Source organism: Pseudoalteromonas sp. SWXJZ94C (assembly GCF_015864385.1).
Classification (GTDB): domain Bacteria; phylum Pseudomonadota; class Gammaproteobacteria; order Enterobacterales; family Alteromonadaceae; genus Pseudoalteromonas.
Genome location: NZ_JADYXF010000010.1, coordinates 74,941 through 92,233 on the forward strand (window position 1 = coordinate 74,941; position 17,293 = coordinate 92,233).

Annotated in this window: 18 protein-coding genes; 11 read left to right on the forward strand and 7 right to left on the reverse strand. The window is 36.8% G+C overall.

What is annotated here, in order from left to right; translation table 11 throughout:
* Positions 1-16 precede the first annotated feature (16 nt).
* A complete protein-coding gene (locus tag I6F65_RS06255; RefSeq protein ID WP_166113495.1) occupies positions 17-592 on the forward strand; it encodes an inner membrane-spanning protein YciB in 576 nt (191 codons plus the stop codon).
* A gap of 89 nt (positions 593-681) precedes the next feature.
* Entirely contained in the window at positions 682-1,323 is a 642-nt protein-coding gene (locus I6F65_RS06260) for a CPBP family intramembrane glutamic endopeptidase (protein WP_197112026.1), read from the forward strand.
* A 69-nt stretch (positions 1,324-1,392) separates the two neighbouring features.
* On the opposite strand, the gene I6F65_RS06265 is transcribed toward I6F65_RS06260, so the two are convergent.
* Positions 1,393-2,817 (reverse strand): sodium-dependent transporter, encoded by a 1,425-nt coding sequence (locus I6F65_RS06265; RefSeq protein WP_197112028.1) that lies wholly within the window; start codon positions 2,815-2,817, stop codon positions 1,393-1,395.
* 189 nt (positions 2,818-3,006) lie between these two features.
* Here I6F65_RS06265 and I6F65_RS06270 point away from each other — a divergent pair, with 189 nt between their 5' ends.
* The 5 genes from I6F65_RS06270 (at position 3,007) to I6F65_RS06290 (ending at position 6,139) form a co-directional block, all read left to right on the forward strand.
* Positions 3,007-3,309, forward strand: coding sequence for a YciI family protein (locus I6F65_RS06270; RefSeq protein WP_024610090.1), 303 nt, complete (start codon positions 3,007-3,009; stop codon positions 3,307-3,309).
* A 161-nt stretch (positions 3,310-3,470) separates the two neighbouring features.
* A complete protein-coding gene (locus I6F65_RS06275; protein WP_197112030.1) occupies positions 3,471-3,731 on the forward strand; it encodes a PepSY domain-containing protein in 261 nt (86 codons plus the stop codon).
* A 2-nt stretch (positions 3,732-3,733) separates the two neighbouring features.
* The gene (locus tag I6F65_RS06280; protein ID WP_007375447.1) at positions 3,734-4,408 is read left to right on the forward strand and encodes a response regulator transcription factor; all 675 of its coding nucleotides are present in this window, start codon (positions 3,734-3,736) and stop codon (positions 4,406-4,408) included.
* Positions 4,402-5,739, forward strand: a complete 1,338-nt coding sequence (locus I6F65_RS06285; RefSeq protein WP_024610088.1) for an ATP-binding protein — start codon at positions 4,402-4,404, stop codon at positions 5,737-5,739. Before I6F65_RS06280 ends, I6F65_RS06285 begins: the two co-directional genes overlap by 7 nt.
* On the forward strand, positions 5,726-6,139 hold the full coding sequence (locus I6F65_RS06290; RefSeq protein WP_024610087.1) for a hypothetical protein: 414 nt from the start codon (positions 5,726-5,728) through the stop codon (positions 6,137-6,139). The genes I6F65_RS06285 and I6F65_RS06290 overlap by 14 nt, the downstream gene beginning before the upstream one ends.
* A gap of 32 nt (positions 6,140-6,171) precedes the next feature.
* On the opposite strand, the gene nrtS is transcribed toward I6F65_RS06290, so the two are convergent.
* Both nrtS and I6F65_RS06300 read right to left on the reverse strand, forming a co-directional pair.
* Positions 6,172-6,405, reverse strand: a complete 234-nt coding sequence (nrtS, locus tag I6F65_RS06295) for a nitrate/nitrite transporter NrtS (protein ID WP_166113489.1) — start codon at positions 6,403-6,405, stop codon at positions 6,172-6,174.
* 2 nt (positions 6,406-6,407) lie between these two features.
* Entirely contained in the window at positions 6,408-6,695 is a 288-nt protein-coding gene (locus tag I6F65_RS06300) for a glutaredoxin domain-containing protein (RefSeq protein WP_050581966.1), read from the reverse strand.
* Positions 6,696-6,757: 62 nt separating this feature from the next.
* On the opposite strand from I6F65_RS06300, the gene I6F65_RS06305 reads away from it, so the two are divergent.
* Both I6F65_RS06305 and I6F65_RS06310 read left to right on the forward strand, forming a co-directional pair.
* Positions 6,758-7,744 carry an AraC family transcriptional regulator gene (locus I6F65_RS06305; protein ID WP_197112032.1) on the forward strand — a complete coding sequence of 329 codons (987 nt, stop codon included), beginning with the start codon at positions 6,758-6,760 and terminating at the stop codon, positions 7,742-7,744.
* Positions 7,745-7,803: 59 nt separating this feature from the next.
* Positions 7,804-8,883, forward strand: coding sequence for an FAD-dependent oxidoreductase (locus I6F65_RS06310; protein WP_197112034.1), 1,080 nt, complete (start codon positions 7,804-7,806; stop codon positions 8,881-8,883).
* Between the two features lie 83 nt (positions 8,884-8,966).
* On the opposite strand, the gene I6F65_RS06315 is transcribed toward I6F65_RS06310, so the two are convergent.
* The gene (locus tag I6F65_RS06315) at positions 8,967-10,001 is read right to left on the reverse strand and encodes an AI-2E family transporter (RefSeq protein ID WP_166113474.1); all 1,035 of its coding nucleotides are present in this window, start codon (positions 9,999-10,001) and stop codon (positions 8,967-8,969) included.
* Between the two features lie 171 nt (positions 10,002-10,172).
* On the opposite strand from I6F65_RS06315, the gene I6F65_RS06320 reads away from it, so the two are divergent.
* Positions 10,173-11,063, forward strand: coding sequence for a TIGR01777 family oxidoreductase (locus I6F65_RS06320; RefSeq protein ID WP_197112035.1), 891 nt, complete (start codon positions 10,173-10,175; stop codon positions 11,061-11,063).
* A 274-nt stretch (positions 11,064-11,337) separates the two neighbouring features.
* Positions 11,338-12,486, forward strand: coding sequence for a GGDEF domain-containing protein (locus I6F65_RS06325; protein ID WP_166113471.1), 1,149 nt, complete (start codon positions 11,338-11,340; stop codon positions 12,484-12,486).
* A 120-nt stretch (positions 12,487-12,606) separates the two neighbouring features.
* On the opposite strand, the gene I6F65_RS06330 is transcribed toward I6F65_RS06325, so the two are convergent.
* The 3 genes from I6F65_RS06330 to I6F65_RS06340 all read right to left on the reverse strand — a co-directional run bounded on the left by I6F65_RS06330 (position 12,607) and on the right by I6F65_RS06340 (position 17,280).
* Positions 12,607-12,873 carry a hypothetical protein gene (locus tag I6F65_RS06330; RefSeq protein ID WP_197112036.1) on the reverse strand — a complete coding sequence of 89 codons (267 nt, stop codon included), beginning with the start codon at positions 12,871-12,873 and terminating at the stop codon, positions 12,607-12,609.
* 574 nt (positions 12,874-13,447) lie between these two features.
* Positions 13,448-16,000, reverse strand: coding sequence for an exo 1,3/1,4-beta-D-glucan glucohydrolase (locus I6F65_RS06335; protein ID WP_197112037.1), 2,553 nt, complete (start codon positions 15,998-16,000; stop codon positions 13,448-13,450).
* The gene (locus tag I6F65_RS06340) at positions 16,000-17,280 is read right to left on the reverse strand and encodes a sugar MFS transporter (RefSeq protein WP_197112038.1); all 1,281 of its coding nucleotides are present in this window, start codon (positions 17,278-17,280) and stop codon (positions 16,000-16,002) included. Before I6F65_RS06340 ends, I6F65_RS06335 begins: the two co-directional genes overlap by 1 nt.
* Positions 17,281-17,293: the final 13 nt, after the last annotated feature.

Sequence of the window (17,293 nt, forward strand, 5' to 3'; positions counted from 1 at the left end):
ATAATTTAGGTAGTATATGCACGCATTAATTGAATACATTCCACTCATACTGTTTTTTGCAGTGTTTAAACTCGTCGATATTTATTGGGCTACTGGTTTATTAATGGCTACAACGTTCATTCAAGTTGCTTATAGCTACTTTAAACATGGCTCTGTGCCTACTCGCCACTGGATATTTTTTGGCATTGCTGCCGTGTTTGGTACGCTAACGCTGGTACTTCATGATGAGCAATACATTAAATGGAAAGCAACACTCATATACGCAGGTTTAAGCTTAACGTTACTTGTTAGCCGTTATGCACTTAAAAAAAATCTAGTTAAAAAAGCGCTTAGTTCAATTCTCGAAAACGCTAACGATACAAAGCAAGCTATTGTTGTTCCAGAGCCGTTATGGGATAAACTTAACTTAATGTGGGTTGCTATTACTGCGGGTATAGCTGGGTTGAATATTTATATTGCGTATAACTTTTCGCTCGACTTTTGGGTCAACTTTAAAGTATTTGGCTTAATGGGTATTACCTTTGTAAGTATTTTTGCCACTATTATTGCCTTGTACAAATACCTCCCTAGTGAAGAAGAACCTGCAAAATAATTTTATAGATCACTTTGTAGATTACTAATCTCGTCATAAAAATGTCGTCTTAGCTTGATAGCTTATTAAAAAAACAAGTTGAGACGACCTTGAACGCCAATCAATATCGCTGGTTTGAATTTACCCTTATTTTTGTATTACTCCCCTTGTTGGGTTTTGGATTACGCGAGCATTTAGCTAACTGGCTTATTCCTGCGCTTATTATTTTAATGAGTGTGTGTTGTATGTTGCTACTGGGCGATCCGCATTTTAAACGTTTTAGGCTTACAAGCCTTGGGCAATTTTCTGCTGTTAAAAAACGTGTGTTTAGCTTCTTTTTTTTAGGTGCACTGTTCTCAGGTATGTTTTACGGGATTATTCATCAGGGCAACTGGTTTACCCTTCCCCGCAACTCGTTTAATGATTGGCTTTTACTGCTGTTGCTCTACCCAATACTCTCGGTTATCCCTCAAGAATTAATATTCAGAACCTACTTTTTTCATCGTTATAAACGAATCATGCCCAAAAAAGCGGTGCGTATAATAGTAAGTGCAACTGTATTTGCATTGGCGCATATTGTGTATGCAAATTGGATTGCAGTAGGTTTAGCGTTTTTAGGTGGTTTGCTGTTTGCTTATACCTATGCACAAAGTCGCTCAACCTTTGTGTGTGTTATTGAACATAGTTTTTGGGGGCTATGGATGTTCACCCTTGGAGTTGGCAGCTACCTAGACTCTGGTGCATTTAATTAAAGTGACCTTTATTTAAAGTTACACACAAAAAAGCCGCGACAAGCGCGGCCTTTATATTTAATTTTATACTTAAAAACCAAATATTTTTAAACCAAAAAACTTAGTCGCTACGGTGTTAATAAATATCACAGCTAATATAACTGGAATAAACGTTGAAAGTGAAAAATTAACGTATTTTTCCATAAAGCTGCCCGCATAATTAGGCGAGCCTAAGCTTAATTCCTGCGTTAAACGCGCTTTTTTCCAGCGGTACATAACAAACAAGCACACCATTAAGCCGTTAAGCGGTAATATAGTGTCGTAAAACACATCAACAATAATATCAAAAAAGCTTTTACCTTCACCACCATAACTAGTTATTGATGTAAGGCTATCTACCATACCAAACGACATGGTGCATAAAATAGTAAGTAACCCCGTTGAAAGCGTTAAAATACCCAATGCTTTTTTACGACTAATACCTTTACGGTCGCTTAGCGTTGCCGTTGGTACTTCTACTATAGAAACAAGTGAAGTGATAGCGGCAAAAAATACAAGTAGAAAGAATGAGAATGCCACAATAGATGCACCGGTATATCCAATATCATTTTGTAACGCTAATAATATTTTAGGTAAATAAACAAATATCATAGAAACTGATGAATCAGAAAGTGAAGCTGGGTCGGTGTTAGGATCAAAACTAAATATAGCTGGCAGCACCATTAAACCGGCAACAAATGCGACTAAAGAGTCGGTAATTGCAACCATTTTAGCGCTTCCTACAATATCGTCTTTTTTAGATATATAAGACGCGTAGGTCATTAAAATACCCATACCGAGTGATAATGAGAAAAATGCTTGGCTTAATGCGCCATTAAGTACACTTGCACTCATTTTAGAGAAGTCAGGAATAACGTAATACTCAACTCCAGCCATAGCGTTATCTAATGTTAATACATAAGTTACCAAGGCAAGCAGCATTACAAGCAGTGCTGGCATTATAAATTTTGCTGCTTTTTCAATACCTTGCTTAACACCACCTAATAATATTAAATTAACAATAATTACCACAACAGCCATGTAACCAAATACAGTGTAACTATTAATAAAGGTATCAAAATGTTCTGGCTCAGCGAGTGAGTCTAAGTTACCCAATGCTGTTTGTGTTAAGTAACCAAAAATCCACACAGTGATTACCATATAAAAAACAGCAATCATAAATGGTGTTAATACGGCCATAAAGCCTGCAAGCTTCCACTTTTTATCGTTGTTAGCTAAAAGCTTGTACGCGCCAAGTGGATCTTTTTGGGCATTTCGACCCATCGCCATTTCGGCCATCATCACTGGTAAACAAATAAATGCAACAAATAATGCGTAAATTAATAAAAATGCGCCACCACCATTTTTGGTAGCAGAAACAGGAAAACCAACTAAATTACCAATACCGACTGCCGACCCTGCAGCAGCAAGTATAAATCCGAGGCGGGAGCTAAAGTGCTCTCTATTTTCGCTCATGCATTAACCTTGTTATTATTTTGTAGTATTTCAGCGACTCTACCAGTGTTTTACAGCGTTTTTCAAGCAATTACAGTGTAAAAATAAAATCGTAGTGTAAACTTTCAAAATAACGCTTTTAATTCACCAATTTTCAACGCTGTGGTAGTATTAATTTAATCAAATTTAACAATTTTTATGAGATTCCTTATGTTGTACATGATTCACTCAACAGACGTTGAAAACAGCTTAGAGTTTAGAAAAGCAGCACGCCCAGCACATTTAGCACGCCTTAGTGAACTTGATTCGCAAAACCGCTTACTTACTGCGGGTCCTTTTCCGGCAATTGATAGCGAAGATCCTCAAGAAGCGGGCTTTACTGGTTCATTAGTTGTTGCTGAATTTGAATCATTAGAAGCAGCACGAGAATGGGCTGCAGCGGACCCTTATGTTGCTGCCGGCGTTTATGAAAATACCGTTGTTAAACCATTTAAAAAAGTATTCCCTGCTTAAAAATGTGAGTAAACTCTGAGGCAGTGCTTTGCGCTACAATTCAGGGTTTGTTCACTACATTTTAATTAAAATTGCTAATGTAGAAGCTAATTAACGTTTTTACTTGAATTTTAGCAACTTAGTTAATTAAACTAAGTAGGTCTGGTCTAGGAGTTTCCATTATGCGCGTATTATTAAGCCTTAGCTTTATTGCTTGTATTAGCTTTGCAAATTTTGCTCAAGCAAGTACAACAACGACTCAAACAGTACAAGCTGAGGTAAACAAAAAGAAAGCCGTAATACTTGCAAAGGAAACTATAGGTGGTAAGACCTTAAAAATTACCGAAAAAACAGATTTTTATACTGTACGAATACTCAAATCTGACGGCCACGTCGTTGATTTACATATAAATAAAAAAACCGGCGAAGTGAAGAAGGATTAAAAATGCGAATTTTAGTTATAGAAGACGATTTACATTTAGCAGACAACCTACGTAATGCCCTAGAAAAAGAGCGTTACAGCGTGGATTTATGCCACGATGGTGAAGCAGGTCTTTTCCACATTACAGAATACCCGCTTGATATGGCCGTAGTTGATTTAGGTTTACCTAAAATAGACGGTATTGAGCTAATTAATAAAGCACGTGCACAAGGCATAACCATTCCTATTTTAATTTTAACAGCGCGCGACCGCTGGCAAGATAAAGTAGAAGGTCTAGATGCTGGTGCGGATGACTACTTAACAAAACCATTTCATGTTGAAGAATTAATTGCACGTTGTAATGCATTAATTCGTCGTAGTGCAGGTAAAGCAAACCCTGAAATGACTGCGGGTCCTATTAAAATTCATACGCGTTCACAACAAGTATGGGTTGACGATAAAGAGCTAAGTCTTACAGCATATGAATACAAAGTACTTGAATACTTAATGGTTAACCCACAAAAAGTTATTTCTAAATCAGAATTGACTGAACATATTTACGATCAAGATTTCGACCTTGATTCAAACGTAATTGAAGTATTTGTTTTACGTTTGCGTAAAAAGTTAGACCCTGAAGGTGTACTAAACCCAGTTGAAACACTACGTGGTCGTGGTTACAGGCTCAAAAGCCAGTGGTAATACCGCAAATATCGTTAAAAATAAGGCAAGGATTTATCCTTGTCTTTGTTTTATTAGTCGCCCTTCCTATATTATTTTATTCCATTGGCAAAGCATATTATGCCTCACTGGTTGATGCGACAGAAAAAACCCTCGAAGCTCAATTATACTCATTAATCTCTGAAGTCGACTTCACTGAGAACGGTATTGTTATGCCTAGTACTATTTTGGCACCAGAGTTGAATAGGTTAAATTCAGACACTTATGCAATGATTTACCGCGATGATGAACCTATTTGGCACTCTGAATCGGCTGTAAACCTAGATTTTATTCCGCAACAAATTCAAACCAAAGCTGGCGCGGCTGATTTTCGTCGTGTTGAATTTAAAAAATCAGCGTATTGGCAATTAAGCTTAACCGTTATTTTAAACAATATTGATCAATCAGAACAAGCGCGGTTTATTTTAGTTAAGCGTAACGACGCTCTCGTAAGATTAATGGATGGGTTTAAACAAACATTGGTTGATTGGATGTTTATAATGGGTGTTGCTATTGCGGGACTCATGGCGATTGGTTTTATTTGGAGCGCACGCCCCTTACAACGCCTAGATAAAGAAATTAAAGCAATTGAATCAGGTGATATTCAAGAAATTAAAGGGCTCTACCCAATTGAGTTGCAAACAATAAAAGCAGATCTAAATTTATTACTTGAGTCGCAGCAACGTCAAAAAGAGCGTTATAGAGCGTCATTAAGTGACTTAGCGCATGCTCTTAAAACACCGCTTGCGGTATTAAAATCAAGCCCATTAGCTAATGATGCCGACGCACAAGAGCAACTTGATCGAATTAATGTGATGATCGAACATCAATTAAAACGTGCGGCAACGGGCGCATCAGACACATGGAAAAAACAAACGCCTATTAAACCAGTGCTCGATTCTATTTTAAGTGCAATGGCAAAAGTTTACCGCGATAAAGACATTATTTTTAATTGCACTGTTTCTGATAAAGACTACTTTTTAGGTGATCAAACTGATTTATTAGAGCTACTTGGTAACCTGATAGATAACGCCTGTAAAGCATGTCGCTCACAAGTAGAAATACAAATAGTACAAAGTAAAACACTTTGTATTGGCATAAGTGACGATGGTCCTGGTGTGCCTGAAGACAAGCGAGAGTCTTTACTTACACGCGGTACCCGCCTTGATACATACGAAAGCGGTCATGGTGTAGGTATGGCAATAGTCTCTGACTTAGTAAAATCATATAACGGTGTACTAACTATAACAAAATCAGATAACTTGGGCGGCGCTCAATTTATTTTAGAGTTTAATTATAATGATAAAAAATAATTATTTATTACATCATATAGTAGCTTTATTTTTATTAGGGTTTAGCTCGTTTAGTTTTTCGGCTCAAGTATGTAGTTTGCCAGAAAACGCAACACCAAATGTAGCAAAGCGATATATTCAATGCCTTGATAGCGAAATAAATAAGGTAGAGCAAGTACAAGCTACTTGGATATTAAAACGTAAATTTGAGTTAACAAAAATAGAAGAAGAAACAGGTAATACACAAGTATTGCCTTTATTTATGCGCAGTATAAGTAACCACGAAAAGTATATAAAAAGTAGTTGCCAATGGCGCTATATATTAAAATCACCCAATGGAACTGCTGCTGCGATTAGCTATAAACTCTGTGAAATTGAGCTAATGAAGCAATTTACAGACGTATTAAAAACACCAGTTTAATATAGTACGATTAAAATAATGAGGGCAAAAGATTAAACTTTAATTTTTTGCCCTGCTAAAAACACACAAAATGGCACACAGTAAGTTAATATAGCAGGTAATACTTTTAAATTAGCGTCTGCAAACAATGCATCATACTGATTAATAACAAGTAAAACAGACCCGACAACAAGCGCCACCTTTGCTGCCATAAATAGCATTCTGCTTAGTTTACTATTTGAGGTATTAATTTCATCTACTATTAATGTGCCTTCAATTTTGCTCATTATTATTCAACTAATTTTAACTTAGCAGCATGCTTTTTCAAATAAGTAATAATATCCATCGACTCATATAGCCATTTTGTTTTATTACCAGCCTGAATAATTTTTAAACATGGTACCTGCTTTTTACCGCCCTCTTTAACAAGCTCTTCATTATATTCACTCACAAGCGATGTTTCGCGCAGCTCAACATTTAGCTCTTGATGGTTAATATATTTGACGACCATTTTACAAAATGGGCAATATTCTTTATAAAATAGCTCTACACGTAACGATGATTCTAAATTACTCATTATATTCTCCTTAGCGTTGATGCATGTATTATGGACTTAAATAAAAAACAAAAAATGATATTATGCATATAATTAATGTCATTTTGTTCAATTTTGGTAGGTGCAGTATCGATATATTAGCCAATGTACTAAAAGAAATTAGACTCAGTTCTCGCACATATTTTTGTGCCGACTTTGAAACACCTTGGGGTATGGATATTCCTAGTAGCCAGCATGGTGGCTTTCATATTGCTGTTACAGGCGAGTTTTACGTCTATATAAAACACAATCATAAACATATTCATTTAAAAGAAGGTGACATTATTGCGTTTCCTTTAGGTGCCGCACATCAATTAAGTGATAACAATACAGATAAAGCAGCTGATTCATTGCTAAACGGTGAAAGCGTTGTAGAAGCCATACTAAGCGGAAACAATCCTTTTGAACCCAAAGGACTTAGTAATTCATTAAATACTGTTTTATGCGGCGCATTTAATTATGACACTTCACTTAATCACCCACTGTTTAACGACTTACCTGAATATATTCATATTAAGTCGAGCGAGTTGCCGTGGTTACAAGGCTTGGTTAGCGTGCTTTCTAACGAGACCCGTACAGCTAAACCAGGCTATTCAGTATTAGTTGATAGATTAACAGAGGTATTATTTATTCAACTACTTCGTGCCCACATGCTTGAAAAAAATGCTGATAGCGGTTTTTTAAGCGCACTAAACGATTCCAAAATTAACGCTGCTTTAACCGCCGTTCATCAAGATTTGAAAGGCAACATAAATGTAGGGCAGCTAGGCGAATTAGTAGGAATGTCGCGCACTAGCTTTAATCAACGCTTTACAAAATTAGTCGGCGAGTCACCAAAAACATATTTAACTAATTTTCGCTTACAAAATGCTAAAAACAGCTTACTTAATAATAACAGCCCTATAATTCAAATTGCTGAAAATGCCGGATACAGTAGCGAAGCCGCTTTTAGTAAAGCTTTTAAACGCTATTACAAAGTCCCTCCAGGCTCGGTTCGCAAAAAATCTGCCGAGCAAACACTTGACAACTAACAGCGCTCAAAACAAACTACCTACTGATAGGTTAATCAAAATAAAGAGATAATATACATATGCATCAACCAGTAATTATTATAGGTGGCGGGATCGCCGGATTATACAGTGCATATCAATTGCAGCTGCTCAACATTCCTTACTTATTATTAGAGGCTAAATCGCAATTAGGTGGTCGAATACTTGCGGCGCAATCAACGGCTAGTAGCGATGTTAGTTTTGATTTAGGACCAACTTGGATTTTCCCTCACCAGCCAAAAATTCAAGAACTCGTTAAATCACTTAACTTACCCGTGTTTGAGCAATACACAAAGGGCGATGTTTTATATCAAGCGGATAGTACCGGCAAGCCTCAGCAAATAGCGGGCGTTGGTGAAATGCAGTTATTTAGACTTCGCCATGGCATGTACACACTAATTAATGCGCTACATAAACAACTAGACCCTAATTCAGTTCTATTAAATCACCGTGTTACCGAGCTAAAAAAGAGTAATGGTCGTTGGCACTTAGTTGTTAATAACAATGGGCAGTTAAAACACTTTAGCAGTGAGCATATAATGGCTGCTATGCCACCTCGTATGGTCGCTCATCATTTAACACCTGAGTTCTGGGCTGACAAAACACTAATTAACCGTTTAAATTCAGTGCCAACGTGGATGGCAGGGCAAGCTAAGTTTATTGCTATTTTTAAAGATGCTTTTTGGCGAAATACAAACTTGTCAGGACAATGTTTTAGCCGAGTAGGTCCAATGGTTGAAATACACGACGCCAGCGCCGCAGACAATAGCTCACCTGCATTATTTGGGTTTATAGGTGTGCCCTACTCAACTCGTAGTCAAATATCAACAAAACAACTAAAACAAGCCTGCATTAAACAGCTTGCATATTTTTATGGGGATGATGCATACAACGCTACATCATATTTTATTAAAGATTGGGCTAACGATGAATTTGTAGCTGATAAAAACGATCAAACTCAGCCATCGCAACATCCCGACTTTAACTTTACGGGATTGAATGAGCAGTTAAATAGTTTAAATATACACTTTGTAGCAAGTGAATTTGCAAAGCAAGAAGCGGGATATTTAGAGGGTGCAATAAACGCAGTTGATGAAGTTATTGAGCTGTTAAATGTATAGTTTTAAAAATAAATATTTTAGTTACTTAGAGCTGTAATCTACAGCTCTAAGTATTTTTAATGCAGCAGTTAAAGAGCCGTTAATTAACTCTTAGTTACTTCTTCACCACTACCAAGTAAGGTAGCAATCCATTTACCTTCAACACTGGCTTCTAAACCTATTTTTACAATCATTGTTAATGGTACAGATAAAAGCATACCGACGGTACCTAATAACCAGCCCCAAAATATTAATGACAAAAATACAACTAATGTAGAAAGACCAAGCCCTTTCCCTAAAAATTTAGGCTCTACAATGTTTCCCATTACGGTATTTATAGTTAAGTACCCTGCGCCAACAAGCCCTGCGACTAAAGGTCCTTGGGTGATCAATGCAAGTAATACTGCCGGTACGGCAGCGATAATAGACCCAATATTAGGAATGTAATTAAACATGAAGGCAAGCACACCCCACAATACAAAGTAATCTACATCTAAAATCCAAAGGTAAAATGCAGCTATTATACCTGTACCCAAACTTACTAGCGTTTTAATTGCAAGGTATGAGTTTATTGATTCTAAAAAACGATCTATTTGTTTCATTTTACTGTCTGGATCTTCAAGTGCCATATGTATTTTATTGCTCAACATAGGTCCTTCAAACAACATAAAAATAACCGTTAAAATAATCAAAAACATGTTTGCCATTACGCCACCTAAACCAGTGAGCATATTGGTGGCTACATCAACCATTTTGCCTGGGTCGAACATATTAATTAACTGTTCTTTATTAATTAATATATTGTACTGAGAGGCTAAATCAACAAGCCATACAAACTCTTCTTTAAGCTGTACTTTGTACTCAGGAAGTTGCTGCGAAAAATCATTTATAGACTGCCCAACCAGCCCACCAAGGCTCACACCTAAACCTACAATAATAAGCACCACTAACATAACAGCAACGCCTTTAGGAATTCGGTAGCGTGCGAAAAACTTAATAAGTGGATTACAAATAATGGCAATAAACGCCGCCAAAATAAACGGAATAATAATTACACTTGCTGCTTTTATGCCTGCGAGCACTACCACTAAGGAAGCAAAAACTATTAAGCTTTTATTTACTCCAGTTAAACTTGCCAATTCATTAATCCTTTTATTATTTATATGCCTTAAGTGTAAGGCAAAAGCTAATTAAATGAAATATTTACCAAGTGATCATAAAAACCTACCCCACGTATATATGTAGCAAAGCAATTAATTAGCGAGTATACATTTTAATCACTTGCTACTATTTTACCGTAAGGATTAATAATGCATATATTTATTACCGGCGCGACAGGTTTGATTGGCTCACATTTATGCCCATTTTTACTTCATCATAATCAAGTAACTGTTCTTAGTCGCAACCCTGCAAAAGCAAATGCACTCTTGAGTCACAAAGTGCATGCTATTAGCGATATAAATTTAGTTGATTTTAATAGTGTTGATGTTGTTATTAACTTAGTTGGAGAACCAATTGTTAATAAACGTTGGAGCGCAAAGCAGAAAAAAATAATACGAGACAGTCGTATCGATATCACACAACAGATAACCTCTGCGATAAAAGCCTGTTTTAACCCTCCTCATACATTTATTTCAGGCAGTGCAATTGGATTTTACGGTCGTCAGAATAGTGATTTTATTGATGAAAGTTTTGATAATCCACACGATGAATTTAGCCATCAACTCTGTAAAGATTGGGAAAACGCAGCAATAGCAGCACAGTCAACTCAAACCCGAGTGTGTTTATTGCGTACAGGTATTGTATTGGCTAAAAAAGAGGGAGCTTTAAGCAAAATGCTACCTGCGTTTAAATTATGCTTAGGCGGTCCTATAGGTAATGGCAAACAAGGTATGTCGTGGATACATATAGACGATATGACACAGCTGATTCTATTTGTTATTGAACACAGCGAATTATCAGGTCCTATTAACGCAACAGCACCCAACCCAGTGAGTAACGCAATATTTAGTAAAAGTTTAGGAGAGGCATTATCACGCCCCGCATTTATGACAATGCCGGTGCCTGTACTTAAATTATTAATGGGAGAAATGTCAGACCTTTTGACTACGGGTCAGTTTATAATTCCAAGTAAAGCACTAAATCACGGCTACAAATTTCATCATTCTGAATTAAAATCAGCACTAAATAGCTTGGTTTAGCTTACGTTAATAATAATAAAGTTATAGTTATCAATAGGGACAAAAACCAAAACAAAAATCAGTACTTTTTACCCATATGGATATTAATTAATTAGTGCATAATGCTTAGCCTAATTTGGTCAATGTACTATTATTAATGTCGAAACTAGCAATTTTTTAGTAATAAAAAATTAAAATTTGGCTTTAGGTACAACACATTTAATTGAAATTAGTAGATTCAAAATAAACAAATATAACTGTCTAACACTACACATTTTATAAAAGAGAAAAACTAATGCTACATCTTCCTACAGTCATCTGTTTCTCTTTTATATTGAATATAATAATAGGTTTGTTTTTTTTCTCTGTGCATAACTTTAAAAAACAAACATCTTTTTTATTGCTTGGCTGTGCGTGTATTACATTTGCTATTGCGGAATTACTTGCTTGCTTACGCTTATTTATTAACGCGCCATTTGTAACACATTATATTGCCAGTATTTTTATTGTTTTAAGCCCTCTTTTAATTATTATAGGCTTACACAAATACAAACATACACAACAGCTAAATTTGCTCCCTATATACTGCATATTAGCTTTTTCAGCTTTACTACTATTGGGAATCTATCAGTACGAAGCAGGTCAAATGCTCATAAGTATGATTGTTGCAGGGCTATTTTTTTACGCTGCATATATTATAAAAATTATGAACTTTGTTGCCAAATTACAAAAAAATGCACTGATTTTTTGTTTTTTAGCACATGGTGGAGTGATGTTGTTTCAAGTTACTCTACTCGCTATGCCTACCCAAAGTAACCACGCATCTTTACAAATAGTGCTGGCGAGCCATTTAATATTGGCTACATGCAGCGCATTAATATTGCCTTTTTTATTATTTTCAAATACTGAATACACACTATCAAGTATTGCTAATACTGACTTGTTAAGTCAGTTATTCAATCGTCGCGGTTTTTTTAATAAAGGGAAAGAGCAATTAAATAACCCTAACAATGCCAACAAAAGTGTTTCTATAATTATACTAGATATCGATTTTTTTAAGCGTGTTAACGACCGTTATGGTCACGAAACAGGCGACAATGCCATTAAATGGATTGCTCAAAATATAAAAGAGCAATTTAATGATATTGGCATTAGTGCTCGTATAGGCGGCGAAGAGTTTGCTATTTTATTGCCTAATTGCACATTAAGTGTAGCAAGACAATACGCTGAGCAACTACGAGAAAATATTAGTAGCAATCCTTTTTATTTTAAGGGTAACCATATTAACTTATCGGTTAGTGCCGGAGTTAGTAATGCAATTAACGGTGAAGTCAGTATTAAAGATTTACTGTCTCTTGCCGACAAGCGCCTTTATTTAGCAAAAGAAACCGGTCGCGATAAAGTTGTAACCTATGATGAAAAAAACTTATTAATGCAGAACTAATCGTTAATTACAAACCAATCACTTATAAACACTTGGCAGGTTTAACTCTTAAGTTACAAATAACTTATCTATAAAATTGCTAGGTTTTATAGTTGTTACAGGTAATGGTAATTATCTAAGCTAATCCGCTATACCTTTAAATATTCGACCGATAACTCTTAATATCCATAAAAACAATTCTATTGGTAGCTCTATCATAGACTCAAGAGCATCGAGGAATTTATTTTCGCGAGCTTTAGTTGATCTTACTTTACTCGGCCAACAAAAAGAGGCTATTACAAAGCAAGCAATACCACAAAACATGCTGAATAAATTAAATCCTAAGTAAATAAAATACATTCCGGCAAAAAACAAGAAAGTAGCAATCAACGCTCTCAGTATTTCCATGATTAAGCTATCCTTGGTTTTATAGCGAACCTGAATTACCCGCTTTACATTTTTATAGATTAATTAGGTTTTTATTTAAATTCAATAATTTATCGCTATATTTTATTGTAAATTACAACAACGTTTTTACTCGTTCTAAATCAAACACAACACAATTGTAACTAGAGCATGTTGATTTTTCAGGATTAATATTTGTTTAATGTCGGGCAATAATCACGACACGTGGTTTGTAACCTAATGGACTCAGTAATCTTTCTGCGTTGTTATAATGACTTATATCCTTGTAAGAATAAGTAAAAACCGAGCAAAGCTTTCACCCCTTACCCACTTCCATGTAGCAACAAAGAGTTGATCGTCTCTAAAAACACCTCATGAGCAGCGTATGTTTGGCGTTTAAACGGCGTTATCGCCTGTTTATAAATTAGGCACACTACATAGTGTCTTTCCTACAAACCAACACACAACTGCAAATTTAACCTTCAAAGATAAACACGAACAAACACAAATAAACTAGCATCATAAAAAAGCCCTTCATACGAAGGGCTTTGACATACACACAATAAAATTAATCACACTACTTACAAGAGAGCGTTGCCTCATCGGCTTTATTTGGTACTAATTGAATATTAGCCACAGATATTGATGCTTTACCATTACTGCGTAAACTAAATGGGCTTGTTAAGCTCGCAAAATTAACACCCTGCTTGGCAAAACAACCTAAATCGATTGAAACCGACTGCCACCCATTTTCTATGCTTTTATCAACAATGTCGGCTAAATCAATGCTAGCGCCACAACTACCAGAGCACGTCATTGCAAGTACTACGTCGCTAGTCAGCGCATCATTTAGTTTTATGTCGAAACTAATAACACCGTTTGCTTCAAGGTATGCAATCGTGTCCTCAGCAAAGCTTGTTACTATTTCAGCACTGGCTTTTTCTGCACCGCTGAAGTCAAATTGGCGTGCGTCTTCTTGCACTGTTTTGTCTTCAGTTCGGTATTTAATCGCGCCAAATTCGTGGGTGCTACTTGATACATCTAATATTTTATCACCAGACTTTAACAACAAACGCCAAGGTGCAACGGGCGCGCCTACTAATACATTCATATTGGTAAGTGCTGAGTTATCAAGTTTTGAATCTTCATCAAGGTCATCAGCCAAAACGTTTTTATCGCCGTATGCTAATCCAAAACCATAAGGTAATAATGGGTCGTAGTTTTCGTCACCTTTATTTACTGCTGTTTGAATTGCTGTTTTAGGCCATGAAAACGACAACTTACCTGTAAAGTTATACTGAACTTTATCATCAGCTGATTTAAGTAATACATCGGCAATACCTGCGCCCTCTGTACCTGGCAACCAAGCTGCAACAAATGCGTCAGACGCATTTAATTCACTGTTAACCCACATAGGTCTGCCCGATATAAACACAGCTACAACAGGAATACCCTGCTCTTTTAACGAGTTCAAAAGCGCTAATGATTTTTTATTGCCACGCTCAAATTCAAGGTTATCTCTATCGCCGTGCCCTTCTGCATATGGTTCTTCACCAAATACAACAATAGCAACATCAGGGCGTTGTTCAAATGTGCCATCTGCGCTCAATATTGCTTTACCACCAGCAGCACTAATTTGATCTTTTAGCCCTGAGTAAATCGATGTAGCACCAGGAAAATCAACATTTTTATTGTTCGTTCCTTGCCAAGTTATACTCCAGCCACCCGACTGCTTACCAATATTATCGGCAGCATCGCCAGCAATAAGTACATTTTGTTTTGGCGATAATGGTAAAATATTGTTTTTGTTTTTCAACAATACTAATGATTCTCGTACGGCTTCTTTGGCAACTTCACGATGCTCTTTAGCGCCAATTAGCTCTGTTTTACCAGAGAACTGACGTTTAGCTGGGCTTGGCTTATCAAATAACCCTGCGCGTAGCTTAACGCGTAAAACACGTGCCACTGCATCATCAATGCGATCCATGCTTATTTCACCAGTTTTAACTTGTGAAATTGTATTCTCGTAAAGCGGTTTCCAAGCACCGGTTGGTACCATAAAAATATCTAAACCGGCATTAATTGCTTGTGGGCAGCTTTCGTTTGTACAGCCTTTAATTTGCCCGTGACCATTCCAATCGCCAACTACAAATCCATCAAACCCCATACGTGTTTTAAGTACATCGGTAAGTAAGTATTTATTGCCGTGGTTTTTTTTGCCATGCCAGCTGTTAAATGAAGCCATTACCGACTGACTACCAGCCGACAAACCACCTACATAGCCTTGTGCATGAATATCAAACAATTCTTGTTCGGTAGTAACATTGTCACCTTGGTCGTCACCATCAACTGTGCCGCCATCACCAATAAAGTGCTTAACGGTGCTTATTACTCTTTTATCACTTAAAAAGTCGCTATCGGCTCTACCTTGCAAACCATTTACAATGGCTGCTGAGTAGTCACGTACAATTTGTGGATCCTCAGAATAGCCCTCGTATGTTCTACCCCACCTATCGTCACGTACTACAGCAACGGTGGGTGCAAAAACCCAATCAATACCTGTCGCCATTACTTCAACAGCGGTAATTGCCGCTATTTTTTCAATTAACTCAGGATTGTTAGCAGCACCTAAACCAATGTTATGAGGAAAAAGCGTAGCGCCAATTACATTATTATGACCGTGTACTGCATCCGTGCCCCACATTGTAGGAATTGCAATTCCATCAACAGAGTCATCAATAGATGCTTGATACATTTTTTCAGCAAGTGCAACCCAATCGTTAGGTGTTGCATGTTTATCGCCATTTGGAAAAGCACCGCCGCCATTAAGGTATGAACCAAAACCATATTTACGCATGTCTTCAACTGTAATATCACGTATTTCTGGCTGAATCATTTGCGCTACTTTTTGATCAAGCGTCATCTTTTGTAAATAATCGACAATTTTAGCTTCAATTACAGGGTCTTTTTTTACTGCAATTGAAAGCTTTGGCCAAATTTTAGCTGTTTTTGATTGCGCTTCAGCATTTATATTTTCAACATTGCCATCATTACTGCATCCACTTAGTGCGGTAACACTCCCCACTAATGTTGCAATCGCTAATGCATTAAGTTTAAACGTCGTTTTCATTACGATGACTCCTTCACTAACACAGGTTTGCTGCCACTTAAGCCGTAATAAACAATAAAGATGTAACATAAAATAGGTAAGAAAAATGACATCTGTACGCCTATAGCATCAGCAAATGCGCCTTGTATTAATGGCACTATTGCACCACCTACAATTGCTAAACATAAAATACCTGAACCCTGAGCGGTATGCTTACCAAGCCCGTTAAGTGCAAGGCTAAAAATTGTTGGAAACATAATTGAATTGAATAAACCAACTAATAAAATTGACCACATAGCAACAGCGCCGGTTGTACTCATTGCAACAATCACTAAAATAATTGCCATACAAGAGTTAAAACCAAGTACTTTACCTGCTGGTACCTTTTGCATAACGGCTGCGCCAATAAAGCGTCCAACCATTGCACCGCCCCAGTAATACGTTATGTAATGCGCTGCAACATGTTCTTTTAGCCCAGCTATGTTTTCTTGTGCTAAAAAGCTTACTAAAAAACTACCAATAGCAACTTCAGCACCTACATACATAAAAATACCTACGGCACCTAATGTTAGATGACGGTACTGCCATGCACTGCCCTGTACAGCATCCGACTTTTCAGCTTCAGCTTCGGCTTCTTGCTCTTGCATAATATTAGGTAGTTTTAGCCAAGCAAAAATACCCGCTAACAAAATAAGCATGGCGGCTAATAGTAAATAAGGGAGTTGAACTGATTCAGCATTTTGCGAAGGCGTTAAAAATGCCTCAGATGCCGAGTCTAAAATTAATAAGGCACCAAATATTGGTGCAACCGTTGTACCTAGCGCATTAAATGCTTGCGTAAGAGTAAGGCGAGATGACGCCGTTTTTGAAGGACCTAGTAAACTCACATACGGATTAGCAGATACTTGTAATAATGTAATACCACTTGCAAGCACAAATAATGCGAATAAAAATACAGGGTAACTATGTAGTGCAGCAGCAGGATAAAATAAAACACAGCCACCAGCCGCAATTAATAGTCCTGTTACAATCCCTTTTTTATAACCTACCTTTTTTACTATGTAACCACTCGGTAACGACATTAAAAAGTAAGCGCCAAAAAAGCAAAATTGAACCAGCATCGCTTGTACGTAGGTTAAATTAAATACGCCTTTTAAATGCGGAATTAAAATATCATTTAGGCAGGTTATAAATCCCCACATAAAAAATAATGTGGTTAAAGACGTTAATGCAAAACCATAACTCTTATCCTGAAAGTTTTGCGGTTGTGTGTGTGTTGTCAGTGGTGCTGAACTTGCCATGTGCTCTCCGTAA

Excerpts from the sequence above, each read along its gene's own strand:
- I6F65_RS06310 (WP_197112034.1), top strand. The coding sequence starts at position 7,804 with ATGCATCAACCAGTAATTATTATAGGTGGCGGGATCGCCGGATTATAC.
- I6F65_RS06320 (WP_197112035.1), top strand. The coding sequence starts at position 10,173 with ATGCATATATTTATTACCGGCGCGACAGGTTTGATTGGCTCACATTTA.
- I6F65_RS06265 (WP_197112028.1), bottom strand. The coding sequence starts at position 2,817 with ATGAGCGAAAATAGAGAGCACTTTAGCTCCCGCCTCGGATTTATACTT.
- I6F65_RS06300 (WP_050581966.1), bottom strand. The coding sequence starts at position 6,695 with ATGAGTAATTTAGAATCATCGTTACGTGTAGAGCTATTTTATAAAGAA.
- I6F65_RS06290 (WP_024610087.1), top strand. The coding sequence starts at position 5,726 with ATGATAAAAAATAATTATTTATTACATCATATAGTAGCTTTATTTTTA.
- I6F65_RS06335 (WP_197112037.1), bottom strand. The coding sequence starts at position 16,000 with ATGAAAACGACGTTTAAACTTAATGCATTAGCGATTGCAACATTAGTG.
- I6F65_RS06270 (WP_024610090.1), top strand. The coding sequence starts at position 3,007 with ATGTTGTACATGATTCACTCAACAGACGTTGAAAACAGCTTAGAGTTT.
- I6F65_RS06255 (WP_166113495.1), top strand. The coding sequence starts at position 17 with ATGCACGCATTAATTGAATACATTCCACTCATACTGTTTTTTGCAGTG.
- I6F65_RS06325 (WP_166113471.1), top strand. The coding sequence starts at position 11,338 with ATGCTACATCTTCCTACAGTCATCTGTTTCTCTTTTATATTGAATATA.
- I6F65_RS06340 (WP_197112038.1), bottom strand. The coding sequence starts at position 17,280 with ATGGCAAGTTCAGCACCACTGACAACACACACACAACCGCAAAACTTT.
- nrtS (WP_166113489.1), bottom strand. The coding sequence starts at position 6,405 with ATGAGCAAAATTGAAGGCACATTAATAGTAGATGAAATTAATACCTCA.
- I6F65_RS06275 (WP_197112030.1), top strand. The coding sequence starts at position 3,471 with ATGCGCGTATTATTAAGCCTTAGCTTTATTGCTTGTATTAGCTTTGCA.
- I6F65_RS06280 (WP_007375447.1), top strand. The coding sequence starts at position 3,734 with ATGCGAATTTTAGTTATAGAAGACGATTTACATTTAGCAGACAACCTA.
- I6F65_RS06305 (WP_197112032.1), top strand. The coding sequence starts at position 6,758 with ATGCATATAATTAATGTCATTTTGTTCAATTTTGGTAGGTGCAGTATC.
- I6F65_RS06330 (WP_197112036.1), bottom strand. The coding sequence starts at position 12,873 with ATGGAAATACTGAGAGCGTTGATTGCTACTTTCTTGTTTTTTGCCGGA.